Raw genomic sequence first — 20,820 nt, forward strand, 5'->3', positions numbered from 1 at the left:
CCGCGTGTCGCGCTCTAGTAGCCGTTGTCCCGCTTGTACTCGTCCCAGCGGTCCATCCAGGTGTCCCAACCGCCGAGCACGAGGGCGATGACGAAGGCGGCGAGCGCGAGCAGCGTGATCCAGCCGAGCACGATCGCGGCGGTGGCGAGGCCGCTGCCGGAGTTGTTGCGCGACTTGATCTGGCTCTTCGCGACGTACCCGAGGATCAGCGCGAGCACGCCCAGGGGCGAGCAGAACCCGACGATCGCGAGCACGAAGGACGCGATCGCCAGGCCGTTCATCTCGCGGGGCACGCTGACCGGCGCGCCCGGCCCGTAGTCCTGCGTCATGACGCCTCCAATGCAGACGGTGAGTCTGCGCAGTCTACGGAGGGTTTCGGGCGGTCTGGGGCGTTTCTGCGTTATCAGACCCGCTGCTTGAACCAGGCGAGGGTCGCGGCGACGGCCTCCTCGTGCGGCGTGACCTTGACGTGGTCGGGGAAGGCGGCGCGGAACGCGGTGTCATCGGCGACCCAGGGGCGGTCGCGCTGGTACCAGGTCTCGCCCAGCTCCTTGACGACCGGGTTGAACAGGCCGATGAGCCGCTGCGCGCCGCGCCCGATCGAGGCGCTCCTGGGTCTGCCGCCGGCGGCTTTCCACACGAGCGCGAGGAACTCGTCGCCGGTCACGGGCGGGCCGGCGGGCAGGTGCCACGCGTACCCGTCGGCCTTAGGGTGCTCGCCCAGGGCGACGAGCCCGGCGGCGAGGTCGGGGAGGTAGGCGACGGTGTGCGGCTCGTCGGGCTCGCCGACCCAGCGGGCGGTCTTCCCGGCCGCGGCGGCGGCGAAGATCTGGGGCCCCAGGACGGTGCTGACACCGCCGGGTCCGAAGTAGTCGGAGGCGCGGCCGAGGCTGGCGCGGACGCGGCCCTCCTTGTGGGCGTTGAGGATCATCTCGGCGACCCGCGCGCGGGCGCGGCCTTTCGGGAAGTCGGCCGCGTACGGCAGGTCTTCGGTCAGGGGCGCGTCGACCGGGCCGTACATGTACAGGTTGTCTGCCATGACGAGCCGCGCCTCGGCCTTCTCGACCCCGGTGAGGACGGTGTCGGTGAGGCCCACGAACTCCTGGGCCCACTCGGCGTACGGCGGCTGCGCGCACTGGTACACGACCGCCGCGCCCGCGCAGGCCGCGATGGCGCCCTCGGCGGTGGTGATGTCCGCGCGGAAGCCTTGCGGGCCTTCGGCGCTCCGGCTCACGGCGCGCACCTCGCGGCCGCGCGCGATGAGCTCGGCGGTGACGGCCTTGCCGATGGCGCCGGTGGCGCCGAGGACGACGTGCAGGTCTGACACGGGTGCTCCTGGAGGTGTCTCGGGTGTGGTCTCCCTATATAACTCCGGACTGCCCGCCGTGCGTTGCGCGAGGGCTTCGACCCCGTCGAGGATGAGCCCCAGGCCGAGCTCGAAGAGGTCGTCGAGGTCCATGTCGTAGCCGTCGGCCATCGCGCCGAGCCGCCCGAAGAGCCGCGCGAAATGCGGGAGTTCGGCCATGAACCGCTCGTCCACCCTGTGCTGGATCCACTGGAGGTCGGTCCACTCGTCGGCGCTCAGCCCGGTCTCCGAGACCGCCGCGTCCTCGTGGTCGATGGTCGAGGCCAGGCTCACCACGTGGCTGTAGATGAGCACGTGCACATTGAAGTGCAGCAGCGGCGGCAGTGCCAGCGCTTCGAGCGCCCCGAGGAGCTTGTCGCCCATGGCGACCAGGTTCCGCAGCGGCAGCGGCCGGGTGAGCGGGCTGATCGCGCCGAGCCACGGATGCGCGCGGTGCAGCCGCCACAGCCGCCGCGCGATCGACTCCACCTGCGACCGCCACGGCGCGGCGCCGTCCACTTCGAACTCGGCTGAGCCGTAGACGCCGTCGGCCATGAGCAGCAGCAGCGACTGCTTGTCCTCGACGTGCCGGTACAGCGACATCGGCGCGACCCCGCACCGGCCCGCCACCGCCCGCATCGAGACCGACTCCAGCCCTTCGGCATCGGCCATCGCGATCGCCTCGGCCAGGACCCGCTCCCGGGTGAGTTCCGCGGCCGGCTCCCCGGCCCTGCCCCCGCGCCGCGGCGCGACCACCGTGCCCGAGCGCGGCCGCGTGATCACCAGGCCCTCCGCGCGCAGCACGTCCAACGCCTTCGCTGCTGTGGCAAGCGCCACACGAAATTCTTGGGCGACCTGCCGCGTCGACGGCACCTTGTCCCCGGGTGCCAGCTCCCGGTCGGTGATGCGCCTGCTCAGCTCCGCGGCGATGCGGACGTACGGCGGCTCGGCCGGTTCGGCCACGGCGGCCCCTCCCTCGGTCTGTACTACGACAGATCCTAACCGCGTCCCACCGGCCGACGCCCGCCTGTACTAGGGCAGTTTGAGGACATATTCGCAGTTCAGAGCCAAGTTTTCTAAGTTGGTCCAAGACAGCAGATACAACGTATTCGGAGGAAACCCCATGAACGCCACCGTCCTCGTCTCCGGTTCCAGCGTCGCCGGCACCACCCTCGCCTACTGGCTCCGCGAGCAGGGCATGACCCCCGTCATCGTCGAGCGCGCCCCGCACCTGCGCCGCGGCGGCCAGGCCGTCGACGTCCGCGGCGCGGCCCTCCGTGTGCTTCGCCGCATGGGCCTCGAGACGAAGGCCCGCGCACTCGCGAACCACGCCAACGGCATGAGCATGGTCGACCCCGAAGGCAACGAGGTCTTCCGCTCCGAGACGTTCGCGCTCTCCTCCGGGAGCCTCGAATCCGACGACATCGAGATCCTCCGCGAAGACCTCGTCGACCTCGTCCACGCCGAGATCGACGGCGTCGAACACCTCTACGGCGACTCGATCACCGCGATCCGCCAAGACGTCGACGGCGTCACCGTCGAGTTCGAGCACGCCGCCCCGCGCCGCTTCGACCTCGTCGTCGGCGCCGACGGCCTCCACTCCAACACCCGCGGCCTCGTCTTCGGCCCCGAGGCCCGGTACAGCCACCACCTCGGCACCTACCTCTCGGTCTTCACCGAGGAGAACTACCTCGGCCTCGACCACTGGCAGACCTGGTTCAACGACGGGACCGACGGCGGCGCGGTCATGACCGTCCGCGACAACGCCGAACTGCGCATCTACCTCGGCTTCGCCTCACCCGAGCCGCTCGAGTACGACCACCGGGACGTCAACGCCCAGAAGCGGCTCGTCGCCGACCGCCTCGCCGGCTTCGGCTGGGAGGTCCCCGGCTTCATCGAGCGCATGTGGAAGGCCGAGCACTTCTACTTCGACGCCATGGCGCAGATCAAAATGGACACCTGGTCGGAAGGGCGCGTGACCCTCCTCGGCGACGCCGCCCACTGCGCCGCGCCCCTCTCCGGCCAGGGCACCAGCCTCGCCATGGTCGGCGCGTACGTCCTCGCCCTCGAACTCGGCCGCGCCGACGGCCACGAACGGGCCTTCGCCCGCTACGAGCGCCGCATGCGCCCCTTCGTCGAGGTCAACCAGGCGCTGGCCCTCCTCGACCCGCAGACCACGCCGCCGGAGGAGCGCACCGCCCGCACGGACGCCGCGAAGGACGCGATCGACTTGGACGCGGTCATCGACTAGCAGCGGCAACGAAGGGCCGCACCGAAACCCGGTGCGGCCCGGTCGTTCAGCTGCTGCGCGGCGGCAGTGGCAACGGCAGCGCCGGAAGCCCGTCGATGCTGTTCACGTTGTACTCCTTGGACTCGCAGTACTCGGCGAACTCGTCGTCGGTCTTGCGCCCCAGGAACTGCCGCAGCAGCGGTCGCTCCTCCTGGTACTCCATCCGCGGCACCGCGAAGCCGCACGTGTCGCCGATGCGCTTGGCGCGCACGATGATGATCGCGCGCACGCCCGGCCCGTCCGCCTCCGCGAACAGCGGTATCAGCTCCTCGAACCGCGGGTCGTCCCGGTAGACCGGCTCGCCGGTGCCGTGGACCCGCACGATGTTCGGCGGCCCGGTGAACGCGCACCACATGAGGGTGATGCGGCCGTTCTCGCGCAGGTGCGCGTGCGTCTCCGCGCCGGACCCGCCGAAGTCCAGGTATGCCACGGTCCGCTCATCGAGCACCTTCAGCGACCCGTTGTGGCCCTTGGGAGAGAGGTTGACATGGCCGTCCTCCGCGAGCGGCGCGGTCGCCACGAAGAACACCGGCTGCGCCTCGATGAACTCCCGCAGGCGGCCGTCGATGGCGTCGTACGTCTTTCCCATTGCCCGAGCCTCATCTCCCACGCTCCGAAACGATCGCGCTCGAAGCTACGCCCGCCTCACATTCGGCGCAACCGCCTTCCCGCCCTCCGGGCGGACTGCACCACCGTCCGCCCGCGGTCTCGCCGCACGAACGCGAGCACAACGCGGTCGAGGCAGCCATCGACCGCGTCGTACCCCTCCATGGGCCGCACCGCCGGCGGCGGACCCGAGCATGCTTGTCGCGGCCGCGATGAATCCGCGGCGTGGCCGTCGTCTATACGGGCGTACACCGAAACACACCGACCAAGGAGATCCCGATGACCGCCGAAGGCCACACCTACACGCTCACCGCCGAAGCCGACGCCCCCATCGCCGCCGTCTGGGCCGCCTGGACCGAGGAGCAGCCCTACGAGGCCTGGAGCTACTCCAAGCCCGGCTCGGTCTCGATCGACCCGACCCCGAACGGCCGGTACACCGGCACCGTCGTCACCCCCGACGGCCAGGAGTTCCCCATCACCGGCCGGTACATCGAGGTCGTCGAGCACGAACTGCTCCTCATGGGCATGGACGTCCCCGGCGGCGAAGAGGTCATGCGGCTCGACCTGGTCGACCTCGGCGACGACCGCACCCGCCTCACCATCTCGCAGACCTGCTCCACGAAAGAGGAGCACGACATGGCCAAGCAAGGCAGCCAGATGCTCCTCGACTCCTGCATCGCCTACCTCCAGAAGGCTCAGGCCTGATCCCCGCGGAGGCGCCGGGGCCGGACCGGGCAGGACCCGGTCCCGGCGCGCCCTCGCACCGCTCCGGCACAATTGACGGCGCACCGCCCCGGCCGCGACCCGCGACCGGGGCCGAACGCTGAACGGAGCCAACATGATCGGCATCACCGGAGCGACCGGAGGCGTGGGCTCGGGCGTCATCCGCCACCTGCTCGCCCAGGGCCGGGACGACCTCGTCGCCCTCGCCCGCCGCCCCGAAGCCGTCGCCCCCGGCGTCGCCGCCCGCCACGCCGACTACGACGACCTCGAGTCCCTCACCGCGGCCACCGCAGGACTCGACACGCTCGTGATGGTCTCCAGCGACGGCACCGCCGAGACGATGACCCGCCACCACCGCAACGTCATCGCCGCCTGCCCGCCGGACGTCCACATCGTCTACACGAGCATCCTCGACATCGCCCCCGACTCGCGCTTCTACTACTCGCCCGGCCACCAGGAGACCGAAGCGCTCCTCGCCGGACGCCCGCACTGCCTCGCCCGCACCTCCGTCTTCGCCGACTTCTTCGCCGACACCTGGCTCACCGGCGCCGAAGGCGAACTCGCCCTCCCGCTCGGCGACGGAGGCACCTCACTCGTCGCCCGCGAAGACGTCTCCCGCGCGCTGGCCGCCGCCGCGGTCGCCCGTCTCGAAGGGGTCGTCCACCTCACCGGACCCGAAGCGCTCACCGGCGGCCAGATCGCCGCCGCGGCGACCGAAGCGCTCGGGAGACCGGTGCGGTACCGGGCGGTCGACGACGCCGACTACCGCGCCCGCCTCGCCGCCGAAGGCGAACCGGACTGGCTCATCGAGGCCTACGCGAGCATGTTCGGGTCGGTGCGCGAGGCCCGGTTCGCCGCCGCGCCGGGCGACGTCGAGCGGTTGGGCGGCACGCGCCCGCTGTCGTTCGCCGAGTACCTGCGACGCTGATCCCCATGCAGCTCACCGCCGCCCACCTCAACCGCGCCACCCTCGACCGCCAGTCCCTGCTGGAACGCCGGCCCGGCGACGTGGTCGCCGCCGTGCGCTCGGCCGTCGCCGTCCAGGCCCAGTCGCCGGCCTCGCCCTACATCGGGCTGTGGAACCGCGTCGCCGGCTTCGACGCGGCCGACCTCGACGCCGCGTTCACCTCGTACGAACTGGTGCGCGGCAACCCGGTCCGCATGACCCTGCACGCGGTCGCGGCCGCCGAGTACCGGCCGTTCCGGGAGGCCACCGAGCCGTCCCTGTACGCCTCGCGGCTCGGCGGGCGGATCGCCGAAGCGGGCCTCCCCGCCGCCGAGGCCGCCGCGCTCTCGGTCGCCCTCCTCGACTTCACCGCCGAGGTCCGCACCGCCCGCGAGTGCGAGGCCTGGCTCGCCGAACGGCTCGATCCGGAGACCGCGAAGGCCGCTTGGCCGGGCATCCGCCAGTACGCGCCGCTGCTGCGCGTCCCGCTCGGCGGGCCGTGGGTGTTCAACGAGAAGGTCTCCTACCTCACCGCGCCCGACCGGCCGGCGCTCGGCGACGAGGACGCCGCCGAAGCGGCCCTCCGAAACCTGGTGCTCCGCTACCTCTCCGGGTTCGGCCCGGCCTCGGTGCCCGACGTCGCCCAGTTCGCGATGGTGCAGCGCGGCAGAGTGAAGCGCGCGGTCAAAGCCCTCGGCGACCGGCTCCGCACCTATGACGGGCCGAACGGCGAGGCGCTCTTCGACCTCGCCGACGCCGCGCTCCCCGACCCCGAGACGCCCGCCCCGCTCCGCCTGATGGCCATGTGGGACAACGTGTTCCTCGCCTACTTCGACCGCAGCCGCACGATCCCGGCCGACATCCGCGCCCACGTGATCCGCAACAACGGCGACGTGCTGCCGATGATCCTGGTCGACGGCCGCGCCGCCGGCGTCTGGCGCGCCACCGAGGCCGGGATCGAGGCGACCGCGTTCCGGCCGCTCAGCGACGACGACTGGGCCGGCCTCGCCGCCGAGGCCGAAGCGCTCGCCGCGTTCCTCGCCGACCGCGACCCCGAGGTGTACCGCCGCTACCACCACTGGTGGCCGCGGCTGCCTGAAGGGCAGACCGTGGCGCTGGCGGCTCGGTTAGGATTTCGAGCCCGCCCCCGAACCGGAAGGAGCCGGCCATGAGCGGCCGCGAGCACCACTACGAGATCACGATGCGCTGGACCGGCAACACCGGCAAGGGCACCGCGAACTACCGCGAATACGGACGCGACCACGACCTGGTCGTCGCGGGCAAGCCCGTGATCCAGGCCAGCGCCGACCCCGCGTTCCGCGGCCAGCCCGAGCGCTGGAACCCCGAGGAGCTGCTGGTGGCGAGTCTCGCGGACTGCCACATGCTCACGTACCTCTCGCTGTGCGCGCGCGAGCGCCTCGTCGTGACCGCATACGAGGACACCGCGACCGGCACGATGGCCGAGGACGGCCACGGCGGTCGCTTCACCGAGGTGGTCCTCGCGCCGGTGGTCACGATCGCCGACCCTGAGAAGGTCGAGCGGGCGATGGAGCTGCACCACGACGCGAACAAGGACTGCTTCATCGCGAACTCGGTGAACTTCCCGGTGCGCCACCGGCCGCAGGTCAAGGTCGCCTAGGGCCTGTCCTGTGCATCAGGGAGCGGCGGCATCCGCGTCCGTTGGTTCGTTCGCAAGGCGCTCCCGATACCGGGGTGGTATCGGGAGGGCCGACACCGCGGCGAGCGGCCGAACGGCCGGATAGCGACCGGTCTGATGCACTGGACGGGCCCTGGGGGGCTCAGACGGGCGTGCACGGGATGGTCGGGGGGATCTCGAAGTTCCCCTGCGCGTCGGCCTGGAAGCTCGCGTCGACGCTCTCGCCCTGGTCGAGGGCGGCGTTGAAGAGGATGTCGCCGTAGCGTTCGCCTTCGATGTGGGTGAGGCCCCAGGTCGAGGTCACGGTCAGGTGTTTGATGCCGATGAGGATCTCCCAGCCGTCGACCGGGTCGGTGCCGGTGTTGGCGATGGTGACCGTGGCGGACACCGAGTCGTCCCATTCGTTGTCGAGCGTCAGCGAAGCGGTGCATTGTGGACCGGTCACGGCGGCTTCGGCGGTGCTCGCGGCCTCGCTCGCGGGCGCGCTGCTCGAGGCGGTCGCGGAGGGCGATGCGGAGACGCCGGGGGAGGGCGTGGTCGGGGCCTCGCCGGTGGGGCCGTCCGCGGCGGAGGTCGGGTCGGCGGCGGCGCTCTCGCTGTCGTCGTCGAACTGGGCCAGATCGGGGTCGTGGTCGTCGCGGAGGGCGCTGAACTGCCAGACGGCGGCGGCGGAGGCGAAGGCGGCGACCGCGACGAGCGCGAGCAGGAGGCGGCCGTGGATTCGTCCGCGCCGCACGGCGCGGTCCATCCATGGGCGCATGGCGAACTCCTCCAGAGGTATCGGATATGCAGGGGTTTGGCGCCCCGGGGCAGGGGCTCGGGGGCTCTATTGTGCAGGGCCAGAAGGAAGCGTACTAGGCGTGCTGCGCGGGGCCGAACGGCTGAACCGCGCGTGTGATCGGTGTAGATTCGGGGCCATGCGTGCCGTCGTAGTCACCGATTTCGATACCGAGCCGACGCTGGTCGAGCTGCCGATCCCCGAGCCGGGGCCGGACGAAGTGCTCGTGCGCCTGGCGGCGGCGGGTGTGAACCCCTTCGACTGGAAGGTGATCGAGGGGGCGATGCGCGGTTCGGTCGAGCACGCCTTCCCGATCGTGCTCGGCTCGGACGGCGCCGGGACGGTGGAGCGGGCGGGGGAGGGCGCCGGATTCGAGCCCGGCGAGCGCGTCTTCGGCCAGTTCATGGACGTGCGGCACGGCCGCGGCTCGTACGCGGAGTACGCGATCGCCAAGGCCGCCAAGCTGGCCCGCCTTCCCGCGGCGCTGCCGTTCGACACCGCGGCGGCGCTGCCCACGGCGGGCGCGGCGGCGCACGACTTCGTGGAGGGCACCGGGGTGGGACCGGGGCAGACGCTGCTCGTCAACGGCGCGTCGGGCGGGGTCGGCCAGGCGGCCGTGCAGCTCGCCGCCGCGCAGGGGGTGCGGGTCATCGCGACCACCGACCCCGACACCGCCGGCTATCTGCGGGAGATCGGCGCGGCGGAGACGGTGGACTTCACGCAGGGGCCGACGGCCGACCAGGTGCGCGCGGCGCACCCGGGCGGCATCGACGCGGTCGTGGACCTCATCTCGAGCGTTGCCGAGATCGAGCCGATCGCGGGGCTGCTCAAGCCGAACGGGGTCATCGTCTCCTCGAACGGCGCGGTCGACGCCGAGGTGCTCGCGGCCCGCGGCCTGCGCGGCGCGAACCTGTACGCGAACGCCCGGCCCGCGACGCTGGCGTCCCTCGCGGAAGCGGTGGCGCACGGGCAACTGCGGTTCCGCATCGACTTCGAGGTCCCGCTCGAGGAGGCCGCGGAGGCGTTGGCGCGCTTGAAGGCCGGGCTGTCCCGCGGGAAGACCGTGCTCACGATCGAGTCGGCCTAGGCCTGTTCCGCCGCAGGGGTCTTCGTCTCGGCCTTGATGCGGTGCCCGATGGCGTGGAAGAACAGGATGAGGCCCACGGTGAGCACGATGTGCCCGAGACCTGCGATGCCGGCGAGCGCCGAGTCGGCGGCGCCGGTGGGCGCGGCGTCGAGCACGGTGAGGGTGCCGCGCAGGGTCAGGACCGCGACGGTGACGGCGAGGCCGCTGTTGTAGACCCAGAAGAACCACTTGAACAGGCGGCTCTCGCTGAGGGTGAAGGCTTTCTCCAGGGCGAGGGCGATGAGGAAGAACAGCATCCCGAGCGCGAGCAGGTGGGTGTGGACGACGCTCAGCCGCGTCTCGCCCTCGAAGTGGCTCAGATGCGTGAGTTCGCGGTAGTACAGGCCGCTGACCAGGCCGAGGATCATGTAGATGTTAGCGGTGTTGAAGAGGAGCTTCACGGGGTTCCTTTGGTGTTGTTGAGGTTCGAGTAGCCGGTGGGGTTGCCGGGTCTACCGTAGCGGCCCGCGCCGAGTGGAAGGCCGCCCCACCGGTTCGCGGGGCGGCCTCGGCGCTCAGGCGGACTCGACGGGCAGGCCCGCGTCGGTCCAGTCCTCGATGCCCTCCTTGTACTTGCGCACGTTGGTGTAGCCGAGGGCGGTGAGGCGCTCGGCGACCTGGCCGCTGTTGGCGCAGGCCGGGTTCGAGCAGTAGGTGACGATCGCGGCGTCGCGGTCGGGCAGCACGGCCGCCGCCTGGGCGGCGACGTCGTCGGGCGCGAGCGCGACGGCACCGGGAAGGTGCTGCTTCGCGTAGTACTCGCCGCCGAGGGTGTCGACCACCGTCACGGTGCCCTGCTCCATTGCGGCCTGCAGGTCCTCACGGGTGATGAGTGCGGTCATGGATTCGCCTTCCAGATAAATGGACTATAGTCCAGATGTGCATGACGATCGTAACGGACCACAGTCCGTTTCTGCAACTCCGCTTGAGCTGCTTCGCACTCCGCCGCCGAAGGAGCGCGCCGACGCGGCTCGCAACCGCGCCGCGATCCTCGACGCGGCCGCACGGCTCTTCAACGAGCACGGCGTCGAGGCCGTGTCGATGGACCAGGTGGCGGCGGCCGCCGGGGTCGGCAAGGGGACGCTGTTCCGCCGCTTCGGCGACAAGGCCGGGCTCGCCGCGGCCCTGCTCGACGCGCGCGAACGCGTCCTCCAGGAGGCGGTCCTCAGCGGCCCGCCGCCGCTCGGACCCGGTGCGCCTGAACCGGAGCGCCTGGTCGCTTTCGCCGACGCCTACCTCGACTACGCGTTCGCGTACCTGCCGCTGGTGCGGATGTCCGAGACCGCGAGCCCGGGCGCGCGGTACCGCATCGGCGCCTACCGGTTCTGGCACCGCCACGTCTCGATCCTCCTGCCGCGCGGCGAGGACCCGGAGCACACCGCGCACGCCCTCCTCGCGATGCTCGGCGCCGAGCACCTGACCGCCCTGCTGCCCGAACTGGGGGAGCGGCGCATCAGGGACGGCGTCCATCGCATGTGGACTACAGCGGCTCGGGGTTGAGCGGGCACCCGCCGGCCGCCCGCTCGGCGAGCTCCGCGCGCATGGCGGCGAGCCCGACCATCTTCGCGTCCACGACCGCGATCTTCTCGGCGAACAGCGCCGAGAGCGCCGCGGCCGAATCCGGCGCCCCACCGTATGGGCGCTGCTGCGCATCGCTCGACTCCAAGCGGTCCATGGCCTGTTCGACGGCATCGCCCGCGTCCTGTTCCCGAGCTCGATGGTCTACGCCCACGCGCACGGCGGACCGGAAGTGCTGTGGGGCTTCTTCGCCGCGAGGCGACCTGGGGCGCGCTGCAGCTCGGCCTGTACGCGCGGGCCCGGCGGGCCTGAAACCCCGGCCGCAATGGACGGCGCCTCCCGCCGGGGTGTTTCGGCGGGAGGCGGCCTGGTCTCCTTGCGGTCTAACGGAAGTCGTCGGCGTGGTCGATGGTCCACTCGGCGTAGGTGCGGGCCGGGCGGCCGGTGACGGCCTCGGAGGTCGGACCCCACACCTCGGTCGAGCCCGCCGCGAGCATGTCGAGCAGCGAGCCCGGCAGATACCGCTCGGCGACGGCCCGCGGCTGCTCTTCGACGGCGATCTCGCGGCCGATCGCCTCGCCGATGAGCTCGACCTGGCGGCGCTGGGTCAGGTGCCCCGGCCCGTCGACCACATGGGTGCGGCCGGCGTGGCCGTCCTCGGTGAGCACGGTGAACGCCACCTCGGCGATGTCGCGCTCGTGGATCGGATTGACCGGCGCGTCCGGGTACGGCAGGCGCACCAGCCCCTCCTGCTTGATCGACTCGGCCCACCACAGGGAGTTCGTGGCGAACATGGCCGGGCGCAAGAAGGTGTAGGGGATGCCGGAGGCCTCCAGCGGCCGCTCGGCGGCGAGGTGGCTGCGGCCGATCTCGTTGTCCGCGTCCGCGGAGGCGGCCGAGGAGAGGAGCACGACGTGCTTCACCCCAGCCTCCTGCGCGGCGGCGACGAACGCGTCCATGCCCTCGTGGGCGGCGTACAGGAAGACCTTCTCGACGCCTTCCAGAGCGGGCGCGAGGGTCTCGGGCGCGGTGAAGTCGGCCCGCACGGGCTCGACGCCCGCGGGGAGGTCGGTCGCGCCGGGGACGCGGCTGGCCGCGCGCACGGGCGTGCCGGCCGCGAGCAGCAGGTCGATCACATTGCGGGCGATGGCGCCTCGGGCGCCGGTGACCAGAATCGTCATGATTCGGGGTTCCTTTCGCGGTGGTGTTCGGTTTCCTCGGCGAGCCTCGCGAGGATGCGAGACAGGGTGTCGCCGTATCGGGTTTCGAAGTCGGGGTCGTCGATGTCGACGCCGAAGAGGCGCTTCGCGGTGCGGCGGAAGACGACCGGGGCCATGGTCATGCCCATGAGCGCGATCTGCACGGCGGCCGGGTCGAGGTCGGCGGCGATCTCGCCCTTGCGCTGGCGTTCGCGCATGTGCGCCAGTTCGCGTTCGGCGTCCTCTTCGGACTCCTCCTCGGGGAGGTCGTCGCCGAGGGCCTGCCACATGGCGAGGCGGCCGATGCGCGGGTCCGCGAGGTTGTCGCGCAGGTACCAGCGGATGACCTGGGCGGCGGGGACGTCGGGCCCGGCCTGGTCGCGCTCGTCGTCGAGCCATTCGCGCGTCATGGCGCGGAACAGCCCCTCCTTGCCGCCGAAGTAGTAGCTGATGAGCTGCTTGTTGACTCCGGCGCGCGCGGCGATCGCCCCGACGCGCGCGCCTTCGTAGCCGTTGGCGGCGAACTCGGACAGCGCCGCGTCGAGGAGTCGGCGCTTGGTGCGCTCGGCGTCCCGCACCCGCTCCGCGGATTCGGGGGAGCGCCGACCGGGCCTCTTCGGTTCCATGCCGAAGACGCTACCAGATTAATCAACCAAACGGATAATTGAATTAGCTGTGAGGATGATTACCTCACGCGTCGGCCTCGCCTCCGGGCTTGCGCAGGAGGAGGCAGCCGTGGTGGAAGCCGCGCCGCGGGTCCTCCTCGGGGGCCACGACCAGGCGCGCCACTTCCTGGAACCCGGCTTCTGCCAGCAGGTCGGCGACGCGGCCGACCGAGAGCCGGTACGCGGTCGTCACGGTGTGGTCGAAGGCCCAGGCGAGCCGCGAGGTGTCGGTGTGCGCCTGGAACATCAGCAGGAAGTGCCCGCCGGGCGCGAGCAGCCGGTGGCACTCGGCGAAGACCGCGGGCAGGTGCTCGGGCGGCATGTGGATGACCGAGGAGCGGGAGAGGACGCCGCCGAGCGTGCCGTCGGGGAGGTCGACCGCGGTCATGTCGCCGAGCGCGAAGTCGAGGTGCGGGTAGGCCTCGCGCGCGAGCGCGATCATCTCGGGGGAGAGGTCGATGCCCTGCGCCCGCAGTCCGAGTCCGTGCAGATGGTCGGTCACATACCCTGGGCCGCAGCCGATGTCGAGCACCGTCCGGTTCCCCGACTCGGTCACGGCCTCGCTGAACGCCGTGATCATGACCCGGTCGTAGCGGTGGTGGTCGAGCGAGTCGCGGAACTTCTCGAAGTACTCGCCCGCGTAGAAGTCGTACCGTTCGCGCGTGGCGCGCTCATACCCGTTGTCGCCCATGCCGGGCACCCTACCGCCGAGGTACGACCGCCGGCCCGCCCGTCCTGTCGCCCGCAATGCGTGATTGTCGGTGAAAACCATGATGCAAGCCACAATCGACAACTTTTCCTGCAGAAGGTGCGTACGAGGGCAGGCGCACCTTCCGCGCTCCAGTCCTGAAAGGGGTTCAGCCCATGGAATCGATGATGTCCACCCGATCCGCGCTGCGCGGGGCGGTCCTCGCGTTCGCGGCCGTGGCGGTCGCAGTGTTCGGCCTCCAGTCGCCGAGTATGGCCGACGAGAACTTCATGCCGGCCTGCGATGACCCGGGCGTCAGCTGCCAGACCGGTGTCGAGGTCGCCGCGCCGCAGGGCGAGTGCGAGACGGCTCCGAGCGATTACGCGAGCACGCGGGTGTGCGTCGTCTACGACGGCGACTACATCTACGTCAGGGACGGCAAGGTCGACGACCTGTCGGCGATCTCCTTCCTCCAGTCGGAGAACGGCTCGGGCCGGATCTGCCGCAACACCAAGGGCAGCGGCTCCTGGGTCCGGTGCAATTTCGACTGGGCCGAGACCGGCAAGCACTGGCTCGAAGGCGGGTACAAGACCAGCGGCCAGGGCCTTCACACGGCGCAGCTGTGGTCGTGGACCGGCAAGTGAGCGAGTGAGCCGGCGCCGCTCTGGCAGCAGCCGGGGCGGCGCGCTCCTACCGGGGGAGGTGGCCGGTGAAGGTGGTCTTGAAGTGGTGGCTCTCGTCCATGTGGCTCACGTACTTCGGGTCGGTGGCCTCGATGAGGATGTCGGCGTGCTCGCCGGTTTCGCTGCCTTCGATGCGGAAGGACGCGATGACCTCGGCGGTGCGCTCGAGGAAGCCCTGGCGGTCGGGTCTGAGGACGAGGTAGTCGTAGCCGTCCCAGCGGCCGCGGGCGCTGTCGAGCCGGCCCGCGAAGTGCTCCTCGGCCTTCACCTTGGGCCGCAGCGGTTCCTTGGTGGCCTCGTCGAGCACGTGGCCCTCGGCGTCGGTCCAGACCTTCTTGCCGAGGAAGAGTTCGAAGCACTGCTCGAACTCCCGGGCCGCGCCCTTGTCGACGGTGAGGGCGCCGCAGCCGTTGAACCAGGCGTCCATCAGCAGTTGCAGGCCGAACTCGGGTCCCTCGTAGAACCGCACGGGGTCGCGCTCGAGGCTGGTGATGCGGCCTTCGACCCTGGTTCCCTCACGCGCCCAGGTCATCACCTCGTAGATGAACGTCATGGTCGCGAATCATAACCAGTGCGGGCAAACCAGTCATCGAGCGCCACCACTTGATTACTCACCGGTAATACAATCGGGGAGGGCCGCGGCCCTCCCCGTATGCGGGCGCGGCTCAGCCCCAGTTGTCGACGTGCACGTCGCGCGGCCAGGGCGCGCCCTGGCCCTGTTCCAGGAACTGCTTGAGGCTCATCAGGAACGAGCCCCACTTGGTGCTGCAGTGGTGCATGAACTCGACCGGTTCGCGCCACCCCTCGTGCTTGAACAGGACGACCGTGTCGTCCCCCTCCGTCTTGAGGTCCCAGTGGATCGTCGTGCCGATCCACTCGGGCGCGCTGCCGCCCACGACCTCCCAGAGGACGCGCCGGTCCGCGTCGAGCTCGGCGACCTCCATCTCGAAGTCGCCGTTCTCGAACTTGAACGAGATGCGCCCGCCCACCTCGGTGGTGCCGGTCGTGTTCTCGGTCCACCATCGGGAGAGCCCCTCGAGGGTGGTCAGCGCGTCGTAGGTCTGGTCGGCCGCGACGCCTTCGGCGGCGATGCGGTGCAGGATGTCGACCATTGCGGTGTCTCCTTCTACTCGTTCGGTTCGGTCGCTTGCTTCTGGCGTTCGATGGTCTCGGCGAGGCGCTTGATGCGCTGGAGCCGGGAGTCCCATGAGGATCCGACCTGTTCGAGCTGGGCGGCGGCGCGCGCCAGCCGGGTCGCGTCCACGCGGAAGTGCCGCTCGCGGCCCGCGGTCGCGGCGTGCACGAGGCCGACGCGGTCGAGGACGGCGAGGTGCTTCGCGACGGCCTGGCGGGTGACCGGCAGGCGTTCGCTGAGGCTCGTGGCGGTGCCGCTGCCCTCGCTCAAGAGCAGGTCGAGCATGCGGCGTCGGGTCGGGTCGCCGATCGCCGACCAGAGGTCGTCGTCGACCGCGGTGCTCATCGCCCGGCCCCGACCTTCTCCGCGTACGGGACCAGGCGCGGCAGGAAGTAGTCCCAGCCGGAGACGTGGTCGGCGTGCTCGGCGGCGACCTTGGCCTCGGCCCAGCCGCGCTCGCGGAAGCCGGTCTCGGTCATCTTCAGGAGCGTGCCGGCGCCGGCGGGCTCGAGTTCGAAGACGACGAGGTACGAGTTGCCGAGCGCGGCCGCCTCGCCCTCGGGGTGGGTCCACCGGAACGAGAAGTGGCGCGGCGGCATCGCGTCCACCACGGTGATCCGCTCCCAGGCCATGCCCTTGTCGCCCTGGTCGAAGCCGATGCGGCCGGTGCCGTCGGGGGAGAGCTCGGCCTCGTCGGGCCACCACTCCTTGAGGTGTTCGGGACTGCTGACCACGTCGAAGACGACCTCCGGCGAGGCCTCGATGCGGATCTCCCGCTCGATCGATCCGAGTTCCATGATCGCCGCCTTTCATTCATTGAAGCAACCTTTGGTTGCGTCCTACGCTACCGCGGATCGCGGCCATGCGCAACCATGAGTTGCAGAAAGGCGGTTTCGCTCAAGACCGCCGCAGCGACGGGGCCGTCCAGCTGTCGAGCAGGCGCAGCGCCTCGGCGCTCGCCGAACCGGGCTCGACGTTGTAGACGCACAGCGTCTGGTCCGGCTCGCCGGGGGATTCGAGCGCCTCGTACGCGAACTCCATCTCGCCCGCGACCGGGTGCGCGTACCGCTTGATCCCGTGGGTGCGGCGCAGCACCTCGTGGTCGTGCCACCAGCCGCTGAACTCCGGGCAGCCGAGCGTCAACTCGCCCACCAGGTCGGCGAGCTGCCGGTCGTCCGGGTGCCGCCCGGCGTCGAAGCGGAGCACCGCCACCGTGTCCCGGGCCATCGACTCCCAGTCCACCGCCTTCTCCCGGGCCTCCGGGTCGAGCAGGTACCAGCGCGCCAGGTTCCGTCGCCGGGCCGGCAGCGCGTCGAAGTCGGTGATCACGGCCTTCGCGAGGCGGTTCGCCGCGAGCACGTCCATGCGCCTGCCGACGATGAACGCCGGCACCGAGTCCAGGCTCTGCAGCGTCAGGAGCAGCCCGGGCCGCACGCGCTGCGCGGCGATCGGCCCGCGGCGGCGGGGCGCGCGCCGCCCGGCGAGGTCCAGCAGGTGCTCGCGCTCGGACGGGTCGAGCCGCAGCGCCTCGGCCAGCGACTCCAGGACCTCCGGGGACGGGTTCCCGGCCCGGCCCTGCTCCAGGCGCGTGTAGTACTCGACGCTCATGTTCGCCAGCCGCGCCACCTCGTCGCGGCGCAGGCCCGGCACGCGCCTGGCCCGCCCGTCGTCCGCCAGGCCCGCCTCGCGCGGGTTGACGCGCGCCCGCCTGCCGCGGAGGAAGTCCGAGATCTCGCTGCGAGGATCCATGCGTCCATCCTGCCCGAGCCGCGTCGGCCCCGGCCGACCGAAGGTGGTCCTGGCGGTACCAGTCACGAGACGGCCTCTTCGGCCCGGATTTCTGGGCCCGAACGGTGTTGTAGTTGGTCGCGGGGCGGATCAACCGCCCTGAACGACAAGCGCACCGGAGCAACACCATGTCTACTGTGAACACTCAACTGCCGCTCGCGAACCGCGTCGCCGTCGTCACCGGCGCCTCCAGCGGCCTGGGGGAGGCCACCGCCGAACTCCTCGCCGCCCGCGGCGCGAAGGTCGCCCTCCTCGCCCGCCGCGCCGACCGGCTCGGCGAACTCGCCGCCCGCATCGGCAAGAACGGCGGCACCGCCCTGGCGATCCCGGTCGACGTCACGGACGCGGCCGCGCTCGAAGCCGCCGCGTCCCGCGTCGAAGCCGAACTCGGCACCGCCGACCTCCTGTTCAACAACGCCGGGGTCATGCTGCCCTCGCCGATCACCGAGCTGCGCACCGACCAGTGGCGGCGCCAGATCGACATCAACATCGGCGGCCTGATGAACGCCATCGGGGCCTTCACCCCGCAACTGGTGCGGGCCGCCGCCGAGAAGGGCGTCGCCGACCTGGTGAACACCTCCTCGATCGCCGCGCAGAACATCTTCGAGAACTTCGCGGTCTACACCGGTTCCAAGGCCTTCGTCTCGCACGCCTCCCGCAACCTCCGCGCCGAACTCGGCGCCAAGAACGTGCGCGTCGCCGTCATCGAACCGGGCATCGTCAAGACCGAACTCCAGGCCCACGTCACCGACCCCGGGGCCGTCGCCTGGCTCGACGAGACCCTGTCCACTCAGGAGGTCCTGGAGGCCGCCGACGTGGCCGAGGCCGTGGCCTTCCTCGCCCAGCAGCCCGCCCGCGTCAACTTCCAGCAGCTCACGATCATGCCCACCTTCCAGCGGAACTAGGGGTGTTCGGGAATCCCGGGCGGCCGTTATCCGGCCCAGTGGCCCGCCGTGCCGGCGCGTTGTCGGCCCTCCGAATACAACACCGGTATTCGGAGGGCCTTCCGCGGCCTCGGCGACGTTTGCGAGCTACATCGGGACTGCGAGCGAACAAACGGACTCGGATACCGACTCGCCGGGGATTCCCGAACACCCCTAGACCGGTGCCGCGCCGCGCCCGAGAGGGCCGCTACGACGAGCGCTCACAAACGGGCGCGGCGCACCCGGCCCGCGTGGCAGGATTGCCGATTGGGTACACCAGCACCCGGACGCGCCGCGTCCCGGCGGCAACGACAGCACGGAGGTTCGACATGGGCACGCTCGGCAGGACCGGCATCGAGATCCACCCACTCGTCCTGGGCACCAACACCTTCGGGTGGAACACCGAAGAGGCCGAGGCGCACGCCGTCCTCGACGCGTTCACCGACGCCGGCGGCAACCTCATCGACACCGCCGACTCCTACTCCGCCTGGGCCCCCGGCAACTCCGGCGGCGAATCCGAGACCGTCATCGGCACCTGGCTCGCCAAGAACCGCCACAAGAACGTCCTCGTCGCCACCAAGGTCTCCCAGCACCCCCAGTTCAAGGGCCTGGCCGGACCGAACGTCAAGGCCGCCGCCGAAGCCTCCCTCAAGCGCCTCGGCACCGACGCCATCGACGTCTACTACGCCCACTTCGACGACCCGAACACGCCCCTCGAGGAGACCGTCACCGCCTTCGACGACCTCGTCACCGAAGGCAAGATCCGGTACATTGCCGTCTCCAACTACAGCCCCGAGCGCGTCCGCGAATGGCTCGACATCACCGCGTCGACGGGCGCGGCCCGCCCGGTCGCCCTGCAGCCCAAGTACAGCCTCGTCAGCCGCAGCACCTTCGAACCGGGCCTGCGCGACATCGCCGTGGCCGAAGACCTCAGCGGCTTCCCGTACCACGCGCTCGCCTCCGGGTTCCTCACCGGCAAGTACCGCACCGAGGCCGACCTGAAACAGAGCGTCCGCGGTGACTCGGCCGCCAAGCACCTCAACCCGTCCGGGCTCGCGATCATCGAGAAGCTCGACCAGATCGCCCAGGCCCGCGGCGTCGCCATCGCCTCGGTCGCGCTGGCGTGGACGCGCACCCGGCCCGGCATCGCGGCGCCGATCGCGGGCGCCCGCACCGCCGACCAGCTCGGTCCGCTGCTCGCCTCGGCCGAGCTCGAGCTGACGCGCGACGAGGCGGACGAGCTTACGGCCCTCTCGGACGTCATCGGCGCCTGAGCGAATGCGGTTGAGGCCCTTACCCCCGTCCGGCGGTAAGGGCCTCAACCGTGCCTAGCTCATCGGCGGCTGCAGGTGTCGTAACCGCCGTCGTAGATCCGCCCCCATGAGACCCGCGCCGACTCGAGGAGCCCGTCGAGGGTGTCGACCCCGTGCGCCCGCTGCTGGGCGACGAGGATGCCGGCGGCCGCGAGCGTGTCCGACGCGGCCTCATGGTGCCGGGCGAGGTTCACTCCCGCCGCGGCCGCCACATCGGGCAGTCGGTAGGAGCGCATCGGCCAGGTCTGCTTGGCGATCACCATGGTGCAGGCGTACCGCATCGCGGGCCACGGCAAGCCGGCCGCGGTGTTCGCGGCCCTGATCACCGACGTGTCGAAGGAGGCGTTGTGCGCCACCAGCGGATCGCCGCCAGCGAACTCGCTGAGCCGACCCCACACCTGCCGCCAGCCGGGCGCGCCGACTACATCGGACGCCTGGATGCCATGGATCTGGGTGTTGCGGTACTCGAACCGGTCGTGCCCGCGCGGCGGCCGGATCAGGCTCGCGAACCGGTCCACGACCTCCCCGCCCTTGACCCGGGCCACCGCCACCGAGCAGGCGCTGGCCCTGCTGCCGTTCGCGGTCTCGAAGTCGATCGCCACCCACGAGTCCATCTGCCGCCCTTCGCCCTCAACGAGCCCGAAGGTTAGCAGGACCGCCGCCCGCGTCAGCCCAGGGCGTTGCAGACCGCTTCGGGGCGGTCGCGCTTGCTGAACAGGTCCCAGGCGGTGTCGGCGATGCCGTCCGGGTCGAGGGTGGCGACGGCGATGCCGCCGAACCTGTCCGGGTCGGCGGTCATGGCCCGGTGGATGTCGCCGCGTTCGATGAGTCCGCCGATGGTGAGGGCCCCGGCGTAGACGCCGGCGTCGGCCAGGCCGGCGTTGAGGGTGAGGGCGTAGTTCCGCAGGGCGGCCGACATGACGGCGAGGGCGCCGAGCGAGGGCATGGGCACGACGGAGCTGAGCCCGCCGGCGAAGAGGAGGCCGCCGGAGCCGCGCTCGACCATGCCCGGCAGGACGTTCGCGACCGCGTCGACGGCCGGGTACAGCAGCTCCATCGCCGCGCGCACGTCGGCCGGTCCGGCCTCGCGGATGTCCCCGGGCATGGGGCCGTCCATCGCGGCCGGTCCGTAGTAGACGACGTCGATCGTGCCGAAGCGGGCGCGGATCTCGTCGAGGACGGCGGCGAGCCGCGCGGCGTCGTTCACGTCGGCGGTGAAGGCCGCCGCTTCGACGCCGGCCTCGGCGAGGGAGGCGAGGTAGGCGCCGTGGCGGGCGTCGCTGCGGGAGACCAGGGCGACCCGGTGCCCCTCGCGGCCGAAGCGGTGCGCGATAGACATGCCGAGGCCGGGGCCGGCCCCGAGGACGACGGCGGTCTTGTTGCTGGACATGGCGGTTCCCTTTCCGGTAATAACTTGAGGGTTCCCTCAAGTTAACG

The 20,820-nt window shown here is 71.2% G+C and carries 26 protein-coding genes and 1 pseudogene; 10 read left to right on the forward strand and 17 right to left on the reverse strand.

The features are described 5' to 3' along the window. Positions 1-14 precede the first annotated feature (14 nt). On the reverse strand, positions 15-329 hold the full coding sequence (locus AB0K52_RS18610) for a DUF4190 domain-containing protein (RefSeq protein WP_363533613.1): 315 nt from the start codon (positions 327-329) through the stop codon (positions 15-17). A 74-nt stretch (positions 330-403) separates the two neighbouring features. Then, positions 404-2,308 (reverse strand): GntR family transcriptional regulator, encoded by a 1,905-nt coding sequence (locus tag AB0K52_RS18615; RefSeq protein ID WP_363533616.1) that lies wholly within the window; start codon positions 2,306-2,308, stop codon positions 404-406. A 160-nt stretch (positions 2,309-2,468) separates the two neighbouring features. Here AB0K52_RS18615 and AB0K52_RS18620 point away from each other — a divergent pair, with 160 nt between their 5' ends. Beyond that, entirely contained in the window at positions 2,469-3,596 is a 1,128-nt protein-coding gene (locus tag AB0K52_RS18620) for an FAD-dependent monooxygenase (RefSeq protein WP_363533619.1), read from the forward strand. Between the two features lie 46 nt (positions 3,597-3,642). Here AB0K52_RS18620 and AB0K52_RS18625 read toward each other — a convergent pair whose 3' ends face one another. Further along, positions 3,643-4,224, reverse strand: a complete 582-nt coding sequence (locus AB0K52_RS18625) for a pyridoxamine 5'-phosphate oxidase family protein (protein WP_363533622.1) — start codon at positions 4,222-4,224, stop codon at positions 3,643-3,645. A 296-nt stretch (positions 4,225-4,520) separates the two neighbouring features. On the opposite strand from AB0K52_RS18625, the gene AB0K52_RS18630 reads away from it, so the two are divergent. The 4 genes from AB0K52_RS18630 (at position 4,521) to AB0K52_RS18645 (ending at position 7,549) form a co-directional block, all read left to right on the forward strand. After that, complete coding sequence (locus tag AB0K52_RS18630; protein ID WP_363533625.1) at positions 4,521-4,946, forward strand: SRPBCC domain-containing protein; 426 nt, start codon at positions 4,521-4,523, stop codon at positions 4,944-4,946. A 133-nt stretch (positions 4,947-5,079) separates the two neighbouring features. After that, entirely contained in the window at positions 5,080-5,892 is an 813-nt protein-coding gene (locus AB0K52_RS18635; protein WP_363533628.1) for an NAD(P)H-binding protein, read from the forward strand. 5 nt (positions 5,893-5,897) lie between these two features. Beyond that, positions 5,898-7,082 carry a winged helix DNA-binding domain-containing protein gene (locus AB0K52_RS18640; protein ID WP_363533631.1) on the forward strand — a complete coding sequence of 395 codons (1,185 nt, stop codon included), beginning with the start codon at positions 5,898-5,900 and terminating at the stop codon, positions 7,080-7,082. After that, complete coding sequence (locus AB0K52_RS18645) at positions 7,079-7,549, forward strand: OsmC family protein (protein ID WP_363533634.1); 471 nt, start codon at positions 7,079-7,081, stop codon at positions 7,547-7,549. Before AB0K52_RS18640 ends, AB0K52_RS18645 begins: the two co-directional genes overlap by 4 nt. A 160-nt stretch (positions 7,550-7,709) precedes the next feature. Here the strand turns inward: AB0K52_RS18645 and AB0K52_RS18650 are convergent, their stop codons facing one another. Continuing rightward, positions 7,710-8,327: a cellulose binding domain-containing protein gene (locus AB0K52_RS18650; RefSeq protein ID WP_363533637.1), complete on the reverse strand. Its 618-nt coding sequence runs from the start codon at positions 8,325-8,327 to the stop codon at positions 7,710-7,712. A 157-nt stretch (positions 8,328-8,484) separates the two neighbouring features. Between AB0K52_RS18650 and AB0K52_RS18655 the strand changes: the two genes are divergently transcribed. Then, a complete protein-coding gene (locus tag AB0K52_RS18655; protein WP_363533640.1) occupies positions 8,485-9,432 on the forward strand; it encodes an NADP-dependent oxidoreductase in 948 nt (315 codons plus the stop codon). On the opposite strand, the gene AB0K52_RS18660 is transcribed toward AB0K52_RS18655, so the two are convergent. Further along, entirely contained in the window at positions 9,429-9,872 is a 444-nt protein-coding gene (locus AB0K52_RS18660) for a DUF2871 domain-containing protein (protein ID WP_363533642.1), read from the reverse strand. The two genes, AB0K52_RS18655 and AB0K52_RS18660, sit on opposite strands and share 4 nt — an antisense overlap. Before the next feature lie 114 nt (positions 9,873-9,986). Next, positions 9,987-10,313 carry a rhodanese-like domain-containing protein gene (locus AB0K52_RS18665; RefSeq protein WP_363533645.1) on the reverse strand — a complete coding sequence of 109 codons (327 nt, stop codon included), beginning with the start codon at positions 10,311-10,313 and terminating at the stop codon, positions 9,987-9,989. Between the two features lie 37 nt (positions 10,314-10,350). Here AB0K52_RS18665 and AB0K52_RS18670 point away from each other — a divergent pair, with 37 nt between their 5' ends. Then, positions 10,351-10,971: a helix-turn-helix domain-containing protein gene (locus AB0K52_RS18670; protein ID WP_363533648.1), complete on the forward strand. Its 621-nt coding sequence runs from the start codon at positions 10,351-10,353 to the stop codon at positions 10,969-10,971. Here AB0K52_RS18670 and AB0K52_RS18675 read toward each other — a convergent pair. The 4 genes and pseudogenes from AB0K52_RS18675 to AB0K52_RS18690 all read right to left on the reverse strand — a co-directional run. Beyond that, a pseudogene (locus AB0K52_RS18675) lies at positions 10,952-11,098 on the reverse strand (MerR family transcriptional regulator); the annotation flags it as partial. The gene AB0K52_RS18670 and the pseudogene AB0K52_RS18675 overlap by 20 nt on opposite strands. A gap of 274 nt (positions 11,099-11,372) precedes the next feature. Next, positions 11,373-12,170, reverse strand: a complete 798-nt coding sequence (locus AB0K52_RS18680) for an NAD(P)H-binding protein (RefSeq protein WP_363533651.1) — start codon at positions 12,168-12,170, stop codon at positions 11,373-11,375. Next, on the reverse strand, positions 12,167-12,814 hold the full coding sequence (locus tag AB0K52_RS18685; protein WP_363533655.1) for a TetR family transcriptional regulator: 648 nt from the start codon (positions 12,812-12,814) through the stop codon (positions 12,167-12,169). Before AB0K52_RS18685 ends, AB0K52_RS18680 begins: the two co-directional genes overlap by 4 nt. A 64-nt stretch (positions 12,815-12,878) precedes the next feature. Further along, positions 12,879-13,544, reverse strand: a complete 666-nt coding sequence (locus AB0K52_RS18690; protein WP_363533658.1) for a class I SAM-dependent methyltransferase — start codon at positions 13,542-13,544, stop codon at positions 12,879-12,881. Between the two features lie 185 nt (positions 13,545-13,729). Between AB0K52_RS18690 and AB0K52_RS18695 the strand changes: the two genes are divergently transcribed. Further along, positions 13,730-14,185, forward strand: a complete 456-nt coding sequence (locus AB0K52_RS18695) for a hypothetical protein (protein ID WP_363533661.1) — start codon at positions 13,730-13,732, stop codon at positions 14,183-14,185. Positions 14,186-14,231: 46 nt separating this feature from the next. Here AB0K52_RS18695 and AB0K52_RS18700 read toward each other — a convergent pair whose 3' ends face one another. From AB0K52_RS18700 to AB0K52_RS18720, 5 genes are all read right to left on the reverse strand, one after another. After that, positions 14,232-14,777: a hypothetical protein gene (locus AB0K52_RS18700; protein ID WP_363533664.1), complete on the reverse strand. Its 546-nt coding sequence runs from the start codon at positions 14,775-14,777 to the stop codon at positions 14,232-14,234. Positions 14,778-14,889: 112 nt separating this feature from the next. Then, a complete protein-coding gene (locus AB0K52_RS18705; protein WP_363533667.1) occupies positions 14,890-15,336 on the reverse strand; it encodes an SRPBCC domain-containing protein in 447 nt (148 codons plus the stop codon). Between the two features lie 14 nt (positions 15,337-15,350). Continuing rightward, positions 15,351-15,704 (reverse strand): metalloregulator ArsR/SmtB family transcription factor, encoded by a 354-nt coding sequence (locus AB0K52_RS18710; protein WP_363533670.1) that lies wholly within the window; start codon positions 15,702-15,704, stop codon positions 15,351-15,353. Further along, a complete protein-coding gene (locus AB0K52_RS18715; RefSeq protein WP_363533673.1) occupies positions 15,701-16,156 on the reverse strand; it encodes an SRPBCC domain-containing protein in 456 nt (151 codons plus the stop codon). Before AB0K52_RS18715 ends, AB0K52_RS18710 begins: the two co-directional genes overlap by 4 nt. Before the next feature lie 100 nt (positions 16,157-16,256). Continuing rightward, the gene (locus tag AB0K52_RS18720; RefSeq protein ID WP_363533676.1) at positions 16,257-17,108 is read right to left on the reverse strand and encodes a helix-turn-helix transcriptional regulator; all 852 of its coding nucleotides are present in this window, start codon (positions 17,106-17,108) and stop codon (positions 16,257-16,259) included. 167 nt (positions 17,109-17,275) lie between these two features. Here AB0K52_RS18720 and AB0K52_RS18725 point away from each other — a divergent pair, with 167 nt between their 5' ends. Both AB0K52_RS18725 and AB0K52_RS18730 read left to right on the forward strand, forming a co-directional pair. Further along, positions 17,276-18,052 (forward strand): SDR family oxidoreductase, encoded by a 777-nt coding sequence (locus AB0K52_RS18725; protein WP_363533679.1) that lies wholly within the window; start codon positions 17,276-17,278, stop codon positions 18,050-18,052. Between the two features lie 347 nt (positions 18,053-18,399). After that, positions 18,400-19,344: an aldo/keto reductase gene (locus AB0K52_RS18730; RefSeq protein WP_363533682.1), complete on the forward strand. Its 945-nt coding sequence runs from the start codon at positions 18,400-18,402 to the stop codon at positions 19,342-19,344. A 59-nt stretch (positions 19,345-19,403) separates the two neighbouring features. On the opposite strand, the gene AB0K52_RS18735 is transcribed toward AB0K52_RS18730, so the two are convergent. Both AB0K52_RS18735 and AB0K52_RS18740 read right to left on the reverse strand, forming a co-directional pair. Then, a complete protein-coding gene (locus tag AB0K52_RS18735; protein ID WP_208498658.1) occupies positions 19,404-19,997 on the reverse strand; it encodes a 3'-5' exonuclease in 594 nt (197 codons plus the stop codon). A gap of 53 nt (positions 19,998-20,050) precedes the next feature. Further along, the gene (locus tag AB0K52_RS18740) at positions 20,051-20,773 is read right to left on the reverse strand and encodes an SDR family NAD(P)-dependent oxidoreductase (RefSeq protein WP_363533685.1); all 723 of its coding nucleotides are present in this window, start codon (positions 20,771-20,773) and stop codon (positions 20,051-20,053) included. Between the last annotated feature and the right edge of the window lie 47 nt (positions 20,774-20,820).

Origin of the sequence: Glycomyces sp. NPDC049804 (genome assembly GCF_040674615.1) — a bacterium.
Lineage (GTDB): Bacteria > Actinomycetota > Actinomycetes > Mycobacteriales > Micromonosporaceae > Glycomyces > Glycomyces niveus.

Bases quoted from the DNA above. Each gene is read 5' to 3' on its own strand.
- AB0K52_RS18610 (WP_363533613.1), bottom strand. From the start codon at position 329: ATGACGCAGGACTACGGGCCGGGCGCGCCGGTCAGCGTGCCCCGCGAG.
- AB0K52_RS18620 (WP_363533619.1), top strand. From the start codon at position 2,469: ATGAACGCCACCGTCCTCGTCTCCGGTTCCAGCGTCGCCGGCACCACC.
- AB0K52_RS18625 (WP_363533622.1), bottom strand. From the start codon at position 4,224: ATGGGAAAGACGTACGACGCCATCGACGGCCGCCTGCGGGAGTTCATC.
- AB0K52_RS18630 (WP_363533625.1), top strand. From the start codon at position 4,521: ATGACCGCCGAAGGCCACACCTACACGCTCACCGCCGAAGCCGACGCC.
- AB0K52_RS18635 (WP_363533628.1), top strand. From the start codon at position 5,080: ATGATCGGCATCACCGGAGCGACCGGAGGCGTGGGCTCGGGCGTCATC.
- AB0K52_RS18640 (WP_363533631.1), top strand. From the start codon at position 5,898: ATGCAGCTCACCGCCGCCCACCTCAACCGCGCCACCCTCGACCGCCAG.
- AB0K52_RS18645 (WP_363533634.1), top strand. From the start codon at position 7,079: ATGAGCGGCCGCGAGCACCACTACGAGATCACGATGCGCTGGACCGGC.
- AB0K52_RS18650 (WP_363533637.1), bottom strand. From the start codon at position 8,327: ATGCGCCCATGGATGGACCGCGCCGTGCGGCGCGGACGAATCCACGGC.
- AB0K52_RS18655 (WP_363533640.1), top strand. From the start codon at position 8,485: ATGCGTGCCGTCGTAGTCACCGATTTCGATACCGAGCCGACGCTGGTC.
- AB0K52_RS18665 (WP_363533645.1), bottom strand. From the start codon at position 10,313: ATGACCGCACTCATCACCCGTGAGGACCTGCAGGCCGCAATGGAGCAG.
- AB0K52_RS18680 (WP_363533651.1), bottom strand. From the start codon at position 12,170: ATGACGATTCTGGTCACCGGCGCCCGAGGCGCCATCGCCCGCAATGTG.
- AB0K52_RS18685 (WP_363533655.1), bottom strand. From the start codon at position 12,814: ATGGAACCGAAGAGGCCCGGTCGGCGCTCCCCCGAATCCGCGGAGCGG.
- AB0K52_RS18690 (WP_363533658.1), bottom strand. From the start codon at position 13,544: ATGGGCGACAACGGGTATGAGCGCGCCACGCGCGAACGGTACGACTTC.
- AB0K52_RS18695 (WP_363533661.1), top strand. From the start codon at position 13,730: ATGTCCACCCGATCCGCGCTGCGCGGGGCGGTCCTCGCGTTCGCGGCC.
- AB0K52_RS18700 (WP_363533664.1), bottom strand. From the start codon at position 14,777: ATGACGTTCATCTACGAGGTGATGACCTGGGCGCGTGAGGGAACCAGG.
- AB0K52_RS18705 (WP_363533667.1), bottom strand. From the start codon at position 15,336: ATGGTCGACATCCTGCACCGCATCGCCGCCGAAGGCGTCGCGGCCGAC.
- AB0K52_RS18710 (WP_363533670.1), bottom strand. From the start codon at position 15,704: ATGAGCACCGCGGTCGACGACGACCTCTGGTCGGCGATCGGCGACCCG.
- AB0K52_RS18715 (WP_363533673.1), bottom strand. From the start codon at position 16,156: ATGGAACTCGGATCGATCGAGCGGGAGATCCGCATCGAGGCCTCGCCG.
- AB0K52_RS18720 (WP_363533676.1), bottom strand. From the start codon at position 17,108: ATGGATCCTCGCAGCGAGATCTCGGACTTCCTCCGCGGCAGGCGGGCG.
- AB0K52_RS18725 (WP_363533679.1), top strand. From the start codon at position 17,276: ATGTCTACTGTGAACACTCAACTGCCGCTCGCGAACCGCGTCGCCGTC.
- AB0K52_RS18730 (WP_363533682.1), top strand. From the start codon at position 18,400: ATGGGCACGCTCGGCAGGACCGGCATCGAGATCCACCCACTCGTCCTG.
- AB0K52_RS18735 (WP_208498658.1), bottom strand. From the start codon at position 19,997: ATGGACTCGTGGGTGGCGATCGACTTCGAGACCGCGAACGGCAGCAGG.
- AB0K52_RS18740 (WP_363533685.1), bottom strand. From the start codon at position 20,773: ATGTCCAGCAACAAGACCGCCGTCGTCCTCGGGGCCGGCCCCGGCCTC.